The sequence below is a fragment of the Prevotella sp. oral taxon 317 str. F0108 genome (genome assembly GCF_000162415.1).
Lineage (GTDB): Bacteria > Bacteroidota > Bacteroidia > Bacteroidales > Bacteroidaceae > Prevotella > Prevotella conceptionensis.
The window spans coordinates 632,845-644,440 of the sequence record NZ_GG740073.1; the positions used below are offsets into that span (position 1 = coordinate 632,845).

Sequence of the window (11,596 nt, forward strand, 5' to 3'; positions counted from 1 at the left end):
ACAACAAATAAACTCAAATACAATGAAAATAGAAAGCGTAAACAAAAGTTTTAAGCGCGCTGCCATTTGTACACTCAGGCACAGGTGGCTGGTGTTGGCGGCCTTTGCGGCATTGATGGTCTTCTCTGTCGTGGGCACTAAGCGCATCGTGATGAAGACCTCGTTCGACGATTACTTTCTCGAAGACGACCCCGTGCTGGTTAAGACCAACGAGTTCAAGTCCATCTTCGGCAACGATTATTATGCGGCCGTGCTGGTTAAGAACAAAGATGTATTCTCGCATCGTAGCCTTTCGCTCATCCGAGAGCTAAGCAACGAACTGCTCGACAGCCTTTCGTATGCCGAAAAGATAACCTCGCTCACCGATTTAGAGTTCACCGTGGGCAACGATGAGGGGTTGGCCATCGAGCAAATAGTGCCCGACGAGATACCCACCAATGCCGATTCGTTGGCCGCCATTAGGCAACGGGCGTTCAGTAAGCCGCATTTGGCCCGCAAATTGGTGTCGAAAGACGGCACGATGACGTGGATAATGGTGAAGCTACGAACCTTTCCGCCCGAACAGGAATGGAAAAAGACCAACAATACCTCGCCCGACATACTCACGGGAAAGGAACTGGCGCACATCATCAGCAAGCCCAAATATCGGGAATTGTCGCCCAACGCCTCGGGCATGCCTTATCTAACCCACGAAAAGGTAACCTTCTTGCAGGGCGAAATGGGCCGTTTGATGCTCTTCGCCTTCATCGCCTCCATCTTAATTATGTTTTTCGTAACGCGCTCGTTGCGCGGTGTGGTTGCGCCGTTGCTCACATCTGTGGTCGGCATCTTGTTGGGTTATGGCGTCATTGGCTGGGCGGGCATCTACGTAGACCAGCCCACCGTGATGATTGCCGTCATACTGGCATTCGCTTGTTCGATAGCCTATAACATCCACCTTTACAACTTCTTCAAAACCCGATTTGTGCAAACGGGGCGCCGGCGCACGTCTGTTGTCGAGGCCGTAGGCTCAACCGGCTGGGGCGTGTTGCTCTCCGGGCTTACCACCATCGCGGCAATGGCAACCTTCTTGGCCATGAAGATTGTGCCCATGCAGGCCATAGGACTTAACACCTCGCTCTGTTTGCTGGGCGTTTTGGGCACTTGCCTCTTCATTACGCCGGTGTTGCTGTCGTTCGGACGTAACCGAAAGCCGCACCCGCACATGAATCACAGCATAGAAGGGCGTGCAGGAACACTCTTCGAACGGCTTGGAAACTTCGTCATTCGCCGCCATCGTGCTGTCGTCATCGTGTCGGTTGTGTTCACGGCGTTTTGTGCTGTCGGCTTGTTCAGCATCGAACCGGCCTTCGATGTAGAACGCACCATGGGCCGAAAGGTGCCTTACGTGGCTCGTTTCCTCGACCTTTGCCAAACCGAATTGGGCAGTATGTACTCGTACGACGTGATGATTGTGCTGCCCAAAGCCGGCGATGCCAAACTGCCGAGCAACCTGGAAAAGCTCGACAAGCTAAGCCGCATTGCCCAAACCTACAAGCTAACCAAACGCCACAACTCCATTCTCGACATCATAAAGGACATGAACTGCACGCTCAATGCCAACAAAGACTCGGCCTATGCCATACCGCACAACCCCAACATGGTGGCCCAGCTGTTGCTGCTTTACGAAAATGCAGGCGGAACCGAAGCCGAATACTGGATGGACTACGACTATAAGCGGCTGCGTTTGCAGATAGAACTGAACTCGTACAACTCGAACGAGGCCGAGAAAGAAATGCAGCTCATCGAGCAAGAGGCACAAAAGCTCTTCCCCGATGCCCACGTGTCGGCTGTGGGAAACATCCCCCAGTTCACCGCCATGCAGCAGTATGTGGAGCGCGGACAAATGTGGTCGATGTTGCTTTCGGTGCTTGTCATTGGCGTTATCCTTGTTCTTGTCTTCGGCAATTGGAAGGTGGGGCTCATCGGCATGATACCAAACATCGCCCCGGCCATCATCGTGGGGGGCATGATGGGCTGGTTGGACTATCCCTTAGACATGATGACGGCATCGCTTATCCCCATGGTGTTGGGTATTGCCGTAGACGATACCATCCATTTCATCAATCATGGGCACCTGGCCTACAACCGTTATGGCGACTACGACCTGGCCATCAAGCGCACCTTCCGCACCGAAGGCCTGGCCATCGTGATGTCTACGTTGATCATCTCCGTCGCTTTTGCCGGCTTTACGGTGTCTAACGCCCTGCAATTGCGCAACTGGGGCATATTGGCCATTGCCGGAATGGTTTCTGCCCTGTTGGCCGACCTCTTCATTACGCCCATCTTGTTTAAGTATTTACACATCTTCGGCAAAGCCCAAAACGGCAAGGCCAACCCTTGATACCTGGCAACTTAGTATTAATCAAATAAATATCATAGCAATGAAAACAATATTTTTAAGTGCAATCCTTTTGGCGTGTTCGGCCATTTCGGCGTCTGCTGCCGGCCTAACGGGGCGCGACGTGATGCTCAAAGTGAAGAACCGGCCCGACGGAGACACCCGTTATGCCGCACTGACGATGACTTTGATACAGAAAAACGGCAATCGCCGCGAACGCAAACTCGTTTCGTGGGCTATGGATGTGGGAAAAGACAGCAAGCGGGTGATGTTCTTTACCTACCCGGGCGACGTGAAAGGCACGGGTTTTCTTACCTGGGACTACGACAATGCCAAACGCGAAGACGACCGTTGGCTATACCTGCCCGCCATGAAAAAAACAAGGCGCATCAGCGGAAAGTCGTCGAAAACCGACTATTTCATGGGTAGCGACTTTACGTACGACGACATGAGCAGCCGCAACGTGGACGAAGAAACCCACACCTTGCTGCGCGAAGAAATGCTCGGAGGACAGAAATGCTGGGTGGTGCAGTCGGTTCCCAACGATAAACACGGGATATATTCCAAGCGCATCACCTGGATAAGGCAAGACTGCGCGGTGGTGGTTAAGGCCGAATATTACGATAAGCTCGACAAGTTGCACCGCAGTCTTGTGGTAAGCAACGTCTCGAAGGTGCAAGGTTTTTGGGTGATGGGGCGCATGGAGATGAGCAATGTGCAGACAGGGCACAAAACCATCCTCCAAATGAGCGACCAAAAGTTCGACCTGAAGATAGATGCGGCGCTGTTTACTGTTGCTAGATTAGAAAAGGGAATATGAAAACGGCAAGGCTTATGCTCCTGCTCCTGCTTGCGCTGGCGGTGTCGGCGCAGGCGGGGGCGCAGGATGAAGACACGGCAACCGATACGTTGCTGGTGGGCGAAACACCTGCTGATGAGCTGCAAGTGCAGGTAAAGGGCTTTCTCGACACCTATCATGCCGCCCGAACCGAAGGCAAAGGCGAGTGGCTGGCCTCGCGAACAAGGGCGCGTGGAGAACTGACGTTGGAGAAAGGCGGCGCAAGGCTGTTCGTCTCGATGAACGCCATCTACAACGCCTTGCTGAAAGAACAAACGGGCATTACGCTGCGCGAGGCCTACCTATCGTATGCAAACGCCCATGTAGACCTGCGTGCAGGGCGACAGATTATCATCTGGGGCGTGGCGGATGCCTTGCGGCTTACCGACCAAATATCGCCAATGGATTATACGGAGTTCCTTGCACAAGACTACGACGACATCCGAACGCCCGTTAATGCCTTTCGGTTGAGGCTCGTTAGGCAGGCATTTAATGTAGAGCTGGTTTGCATCCCCGTGAGCGATTTCTTCATCCAGCCCACCGATGAGCGTAACCCCTGGGCCACGCACATCGATGCACCGATGCCCTACACGTTCGACTTGGACAGCCGAAAACCCAAAACGCGGCTGCGCAACGTGGAGTTCGGCGGAAGGCTTTCGGTAAATCTCAGTGGCATAGACTTCTCTTTCTGCGGCTTACACACCTGGAATAAGATGCCCGCTTTCAGTTATGCCGTAGACCCCGCGGGTGCTGCTATGACGGTTGTTGGCCACTATCGTCGCCTAACGATGTTCGGCACCGACGTCTCGTTTCCCATTGGCAGGTTTGTGGTTCGTGGCGAATTGGCCGCCAACTTAAACGAAGTGCAGAATGCAGAATTTGGCAGCGAGGTGCAAGGGCGCAATGTCTTTAACGCGCTGTTGGGTGTAGATTGGTACGTGGGTAACGACTGGATGCTCAGTGCGCAATATGCTCATAAGCATGTAGGCGGTAGTCTTGCGGGGCTTTCTGTTCTTCGCAACACAGGCGTGGCAACAGTGAGGGTTTCCAAAGAGCTATTTCGCAACACGCTGGCTCTGTCTTCCTTTGCCTACATAGACGTGTCGCATGGGGGCGTATTCAATCGCCTTTCATGCAAATACGACCTCAACGACCAAATTAGTCTTACCGCCGGATACGACTATTTCCATGCCGATGCAGGCATGTTTGCCATGTATTCGCGAAATTCTGAAGTGTGGGTTAAGTTGAAGTATGGCTTTTAGGTAAAGATGGTAAGGCGAAAAGAAGGCCGTGCCTGTTAACGCGTTAACGGGTGAACCGCGGCTGACGCGTTAACTTTTCTGCCGGTAAACTTGTTGTTGTCAAACAGAATTGGATTTAAGAAACGTGGTTGACGTTTCATCAACGGGCCCGAAACTCCAATTACAATAAAGGGTGTTCGCCCCTCGGCAGCCGCCGTGTAGCGGTGATTGGGCGCACAAAGAGTTGCGCCATGAAGGCATCCGTAGACCTGATGGGCACGCCTGTGGGGGATAGCGCAACCCAAATCCAATTCTGTTTGACGATAACTCGTAAGCTTGATGAACCCGTAAGCTTGATGAACTCACTATATTATAAACGCACAAACTTACAACTTCACACCCTCATCACCCCATCAACCTCACCACCTCACACCCTTGTCAACCCGTTAACTTGTTAACTTGTCAACTAACCACCCCCATCAAACTCACCACCTCACACCCTTGTCAACTCGTTAACCTGTTAACTCGTCAACTAACCAACCCATCAACTCAAAAACTTAAATTCTTATTTTTATTTTTACAAAACATCTCCAAATTTCGCGCCGTTCTAGCGAAAATTAAGGTCAAAAAGTATGCAAATGGGCAATATTTCTACTCTTTTTCGCCTTCCGATATGTCCGTTTTTAAGAAAAAGCCTGCATTTTGTACCGTTTAGCCTTTCTAGATTGGTTGCCAACCCCATTATTATTTACGCCCAAAAACCCACTTTTAGACCCTAAAATTCCACTTTTTAATAGCTATTTTGCCCTTTTTAGGCATGTGTTTCATGGTTCTAGAAGGTTATGTTTATACCATTGGGGCGTATTTTTATGCTTTTTGTATCGCGTTTAGCAGCATTTTGCACTGCGTTTTGCACCATTTTACCTTGCGTTTTGCACCAAAACGCACTGCATTTAGCACCAAAACACATTGTGTTTAGCGGCATATTGCACTGCATTTAGCACTATATTGCACTATATTTTGCTGAAAACAGTCCCAAAACAGGTGCAAATGGCGGTTGCTTGTAATAAATATTCATTATGCCGCATGCACAAGCAGGCCCCATTTTGCACCAAGCCAAACCTCCGCGAGAATCGATTTTCTGCGGCAAGGTGGGCGGTTGGTGGGCAAAATGGGCACTCATAATGTTAAAATTCGTACTGAAAACATTACAAGATGCAAGTTTACGGGTTGGCAAGTTGCACGGTTAAAACGCAGAGGTGCGGCGAACAACATCGAAAGGATGGGCAAAACCCCATTTTACTACTTTTATACGATAATGTTTCTTGATGAACGGCGTTTGGCACGAAGGCGCAAAATGTGCCTAATTAGCCTTTATTTTCTTGTCTTGGCGGCAATATGTGCGGCACGTAAATGTGTTCGAAGAAAAAAACATCAATATTATTTGAAAGATTGAAAAACAATTACTATTTTTGTATCATCTTTACAAAAGTGGAACTATGGCACTTGTTTTAGAGGGTATGCAAATGGCCCGGTTAAGGGCGAGAGCCATAACTATTAACTGGACAAAACTTAAAGCGTATGGGACTTTTCAACAAGCTCAGAAACGAGTTTATAGACATTATAGAATGGACTGATAACACCACCGACACCATGATATGGCGCTTTCCGCGCTATCAATCGGAAATAAAAAACGGCGCACAACTCAACGTGCGCGAAAGTCAAGTGGCTGTATTGGTAAACGAAGGGCAGTTCGCCGACATTTACCAACCGGGCAGACACGTGCTTAATACCAACAACATGCCCATACTGAGCACCATTATGGGCTGGAAATATGGGTTTAACTCGCCGTTTAAGGTTGATGTCTATTTTGTTAACACCAAGCAGTTTCTCAACGTTAAATGGGGAACGGCCAACCCCATCATGCTGCGCGACCCCGAATTTGGCCCTATCCGCATGCGCGCCTTTGGCTCTTATTGTTTCAGGGTGAACGCCGACCCGCGAAAGTTCATTACCAACGTGGCCGGAACAAACGGCAATTTCACCACCGAAGGCATTACCCAACAACTGCGCAACTTCGTCATCACCAAGTTTACCGACCATTTGGGCGAGAGCAAGATAGCCGCTTTAGACCTTGCTGGCAACCTGAATGAGTTTTCTGCCAGTCTTACCGAGGCTCTGAAACCCGACTTTGAGGAATATGGGTTGGAACTAACGAATTTTTTGGTGGAGAATATCTCGCTGCCCGAAGCCGTTGAAAAGGCTCTCGACAAGCGCACAAGCATGGGCGTTATCGGCAATATGGGTGCTTATACGCAGATGCAATTTGCCGATTCGCTTGTGGAAGGAGCTGCCAATGGCGGCGGAAACGTTGCTGGAAACGCAATGGGTATGGGCATGGGATTTGCCATGGCCAACCAGATGACGAACCAAATGGCGAACCAAATGGCTGGGCAGATGGCGCAGCCGGGCGCGCAACAAGCCCCGCAACAGCCTGCCGTGGGTGCAGGCGCACCGGGTATGCCGCCGCCTCCGCCGCCGCAACCCATGTTCCATTTGTCGGTAAACGGCCAACAGCAAGGTCCGTTCGGCATGCCCCAATTGCAGCAGATGGCGCAAAACGGGCAGCTAACACGCGATACGTATGTGTGGGCCAACGGCATGGCATCGTGGGAGTTCGCTAAGAATGTGCCCGCACTTGCCGCCCTCTTCGGCGCAACGCCACCGCCGCCGCCACCTGGAACGTAAAACCCACACCTGCTGCCAAAAGCCTTACGGCCTGCCCTTATCCTATCCACTAACAGCCCTAACTATGGACTTAAGCATAAACGATGCCCTACAAACCAAATGCCCCGCATGTGGGGGCATGATGGCTTACTCGCCCAAACGTAAGATGTTGGAATGTGTCTATTGTGGCTCAACCAAAGAACTAGACCTTACGCCGGCTGCCGTTAAGGAAAACAGCTACGACAAATGGGCCGAGCAATCAGACGAAAATCTGAACGAACAAACCATCAGCACGGTGGAGGTGAAGTGTCAACAATGTGGGGCCTTCACCACGTTGCCGCCCGAAAAATCGTCGGCAACGTGCGCCTTCTGCGGCACGCCGCTCATCATGCAGGATGCACAAGAACGCCGTTTTTGGCAGCCCAACTACATCCTGCCCTTCGAATTTGCCAAAGACAAGTGCAACGACAGCTTTAATGGCTGGCTCAGCAGAAAGTGGTTCGCACCATCGAAACTGAAGAAAGGCGGCGTACAAACGGATGGTTTCAAGGGCGTTTACCTGCCCTTCTGGACGTATGATGCCGATACCGTTACGCGCTATACGGGAGAAAGGGGGATTGACCGCCGCGAGGAAAGCCAGGATGAGAAGGGAAATACAACGAGTAGGACGGTGACGGACTGGAAAACGACACGCGGCACGGTGCAAGTTGGTTTCGACGATGTTATCGTTCCTGCCACGAAAGCCTTGCCCAACAACATCCTCAACGATTTGGTTCTTTGGGACTTGAACAAGCTGGTGCCATACAACCCGGAGTTCTTGGCGGGCTTTATCACCGACCTTTACACCATCGACTTTCGTGAAGGCCTGACAGCGGCTAAGGGTAAGATGGAAAACGAGATTGAAGAAAGGGTGAAAGAAGACATTGGCGGCGACCGACAACGAATTACCGAGATGTACACGATGTACAACAACGTGATGTTTAAGCTGATATTGTTGCCGCTATGGATAAGCGTCTTCCACTTTAACGGCAAGGCCTACCAATTTGTGGTGAACGGCAGAACGGGCAAGATAACTGGCAACTATCCGCTCGACAAGCTGAAAGTTACCCTCACCATACTGGCTTGTGTGGTGGTGGCACTGCTGTTCTATTTCTGGTTGTGCTAGCTCCATCTGGCCTTTAATTTCGTTTCATTACGGTTAAGGGGTGGGCGAAAGGTTGGGGCTTGCATGCCGAGAAAGGGGGGCAGGGCGGTTGTAGTGTATGGACTTGGCGGAAACGAAAGGCCTCGAAGAACGGCATTGAAATAAGAATGTGTGAGCAAAGGGGGCCATACACCTGTTGGACATGCTGGCGTGCTGCCCACTGCCAATGTGGTATATAATCCTTAATCGATTGAAAATATGAAACGAATGCTTGTTGTTGCGGCCTTGGTCGTAACCTTTGGTACACTGTTTAACGCCTGTGAGAGCAGAGGCGGCGGTACTGGCGGCTCGGATAGGGGGGATAGCATAGGAAGAACGAATGGTGTTCAGCCTACTGATTCGTTCCCTTGGGACTTCCCCCGCAACTTCACATTGAAAGATGTGGAAGTGGGGCAGACGGTGCTTTCGCCTGCTGCTTTCTATGGCGGTGCATTGCAAAGAGGTGAAGACCTTACTGCGACCCTGCTGCCCATATACTGCTTTACCATTAAGGAGGTGGGGCAGAACACGATAACCGTAGCGGGTATGAGTGAAGAAATAAAGGTGCCTCAGGCACTGGTAATGCCTCTGCCAAAAGGCGAAAAGGCACAAAATGGCGATGTTTTGCTAACGTGGTGGCAGTCGGGACAAGGGTTGCAGCGCGCCATTGTGGTAGACGATACCAAACAGCTAACGCCAAAGGTGTGTTACTTAGACCTCGACTACAAGGCCGACGGCAGAGGGTTTGCCAACAGTCACGCCAACGAAGAGTTGCGGCCCAATTCGTTTAAGGTGCTGAAAAGCGGCGAATGGATGTCGGGAGCATCCGTAGCGGTAAACGATAACGGCAAATGGAGGGCCGCCATTATCGTGAACATCAAGGACGATAAGCTGTTGCTTACTGATGCCGGGAACCGAATATGGGTGGCCGAACGAGAGAAATGCCAGCTAATTCCTTTCAATGTGGACTATGCTGTGGGCGACTCTGTATTTGCTAAGATTGGCAACACGTTCGTGCCAGACTGCAAGGTGGTGAAGGTGGACAAGCGCATAGGTAGAATAAGGGTTGAGAAAAACGGTAGAACGGCCCTGTTGAGCATCCTGGAAGTGACGAAAGAACTAAAAGATTTGCCAAAAAGGTGAAAAGGCTTATAAGGGTGAAAGGGTGAAAGGGTGAAAGGGTGAAAAAATGGCTAACGCCCTTTAAAGGTGAAAGGGTGAAAAGGTGGAAAGGTGAAAAAATGGCTAACGCCCACAAACTTGTTAACTCGTTAATAAAAACCTTGTAAACTCGTCAACTGGTGAACTGGTGAACTCGTCAACTCATGAACTTATAAACTCAGATATGAAAAAGCTATCATTACTCACATTGCTGCTCATGCTTGCAGGCATGTTGGCAGCGAAAGAATACAAGGTAAGCACGGCGCACGACTTTATCAAGGCCTTGGGGTCCGACCGAACAATAACTGTTAGCGGTGTTATCAACCTTTCTGACGTGATGGAATTCGACGATCTCGCACAGAAAGCGAACATGAGCGACTTGTCCGCAGGGTCTAATCCCACTAAACAAGTGAACAGAGAAGGCATGTTCGACGGCCATCAGCTGGTGCTCGACCAATGTAAAAACCTCATCATCCAAGGCACTAAGGGGGCTGCACTCATCGTGCGGCCGCGTTATGCCTATGTGATCAGTTTTAGGAGTGCCCATAACATCACTCTTCGTAACCTCACCTTAGGACACACCGACGAAGGATATTGCGAGGGCGGCGTGTTGGAATTTGATGGTTGTGAAGGGGTACAGATAGACAAATGCGACCTGTACGGCTGTGGAACAGAAGGCATCACAGCCACCGACACACGCGAAGTGAAATTCACCAAGAGCATTATACGCGATTGCAGCTATGGCATTATGACCCTGCGTAACTGTTTCAACGTGACGTTTACCGACAGTGATTTCTATCGTTGCCGTGAATTTACGCTCATCACCCTGGCCAATGCCACCAATACCTCATTCTCCAGATGCCGCTTTGCGCAAAACCAAGGGCCGCTTTTTTATGTTGAAAAGACCAACCTTTCGTTGCGCGACTGCGAAATTCACCATTCGGGCGACTTGGGAAACATCGACGTTTACCAGCACGGGGCAACATCGTATAGCCGCGACAACAACGAACTGAGCCCGCGCGATGTGGGTCCTGAGGGCAGACCCAACCTTAAAGCCTCGCGCGAACAGGAGAATGTAGACAGCAACGCCGACAACGAAGACGGGGAAGATGAGGCCGACTGCGAATGCGGTGAGGAAGAAGATAATCTCTCGGATGAGGCGCAATGGGGCAGCGAATTGATTGAAGGATGGAAAGATATGGGTGTGGAACTCCCGGCTTCCGTCAAGACCGACAACGTAAAAGACCTCACCATTGCCGTTTGTAAGGCGTGGCAGGGCTTAGAAGGCAGTCCGCAGAAGTTTGTTGTGAGGTTCTCTAAAAAGCAGGGACGCTACGAACGTTTCAACTTTGAGCATCCCCAATCGCCCGTTAATGCCAAGAGCAGCACCTACGCCGTGTCTGATGCCAACTATGGTATCGTGGTGTACAACACGATTGGCGGCTGGTTTTATGTGGAATGCGAAAACGGTCAAAAGCTAGATGCTGCCCTTTGGAAACGCGATAACGGCCATAAGTTGCTGATTGTTACCCTCACTTACGAGAGTGATACGTTCTCTTCTCAGGTGTGCATGGCCTACGATTACGACCCCACAACCCGAACACTTACGCCCGACCTCGCTGTGCATAAGCGGTTAACGCAGCTAGAAGGCACATTGTGCGACTTGCCTCGAAAGGGTAAGAACATCGGTGTGAGAAACATCGGGAGCGACACTATGCGCTTCTATTACTTGAAATGGAACGGGAATGGTTTCTCTGCACCCGTGAAAGTGGCAACCAACACATACCAAAGACCATGACAAAAAACTTGATGCAAGAACGTATACAGGCAATTAACAGCGTGTTGAGCGCTTACTTTGCTGATAAAACCAACCCCAGACAGGTGCCGGCATTGGAACTTATGGGGTTGTTTATTGATAAAGGTATCTTTAAGAAAGACCATCGAAATGGGCTGCCTATTAGAAAGATTCTCAGAAAACTCAATAACGAAGGCCGTCTACATGACATACCTTACGCTCACGAGGAATTAAAACAGAAAAATATCTATTGGACTTTTGTTGATGTAAA

The 11,596-nt window shown here is 50.4% G+C and carries 7 protein-coding genes and 1 pseudogene; all 8 read left to right on the top strand.

The annotated features are described in order from the left end of the window. Positions 1-22: 22 nt before the first annotated feature. Positions 23-2,383, top strand: coding sequence for an efflux RND transporter permease subunit (locus tag HMPREF0670_RS09070; protein ID WP_009230859.1), 2,361 nt, complete (start codon positions 23-25; stop codon positions 2,381-2,383). A 40-nt stretch (positions 2,384-2,423) separates the two neighbouring features. After that, positions 2,424-3,200, top strand: coding sequence for an outer membrane lipoprotein-sorting protein (locus HMPREF0670_RS09075; RefSeq protein ID WP_009230860.1), 777 nt, complete (start codon positions 2,424-2,426; stop codon positions 3,198-3,200). Then, complete coding sequence (locus tag HMPREF0670_RS09080; protein ID WP_009230861.1) at positions 3,197-4,480, top strand: DUF1302 family protein; 1,284 nt, start codon at positions 3,197-3,199, stop codon at positions 4,478-4,480. Before HMPREF0670_RS09075 ends, HMPREF0670_RS09080 begins: the two co-directional genes overlap by 4 nt. A 1,560-nt stretch (positions 4,481-6,040) precedes the next feature. Then, complete coding sequence (locus HMPREF0670_RS09085) at positions 6,041-7,207, top strand: SPFH domain-containing protein (protein WP_009230862.1); 1,167 nt, start codon at positions 6,041-6,043, stop codon at positions 7,205-7,207. A 64-nt stretch (positions 7,208-7,271) separates the two neighbouring features. Further along, complete coding sequence (locus HMPREF0670_RS09090; protein ID WP_009230863.1) at positions 7,272-8,351, top strand: hypothetical protein; 1,080 nt, start codon at positions 7,272-7,274, stop codon at positions 8,349-8,351. Between the two features lie 237 nt (positions 8,352-8,588). Next, entirely contained in the window at positions 8,589-9,512 is a 924-nt protein-coding gene (locus HMPREF0670_RS09095; protein ID WP_009230864.1) for a hypothetical protein, read from the top strand. A 202-nt stretch (positions 9,513-9,714) separates the two neighbouring features. Further along, the gene (locus tag HMPREF0670_RS09100) at positions 9,715-11,328 is read left to right on the top strand and encodes a right-handed parallel beta-helix repeat-containing protein (RefSeq protein WP_044078023.1); all 1,614 of its coding nucleotides are present in this window, start codon (positions 9,715-9,717) and stop codon (positions 11,326-11,328) included. Between the two features lie 11 nt (positions 11,329-11,339). Next, positions 11,340-11,596, top strand: a pseudogene (locus HMPREF0670_RS16715) (hypothetical protein); the annotation flags it as partial.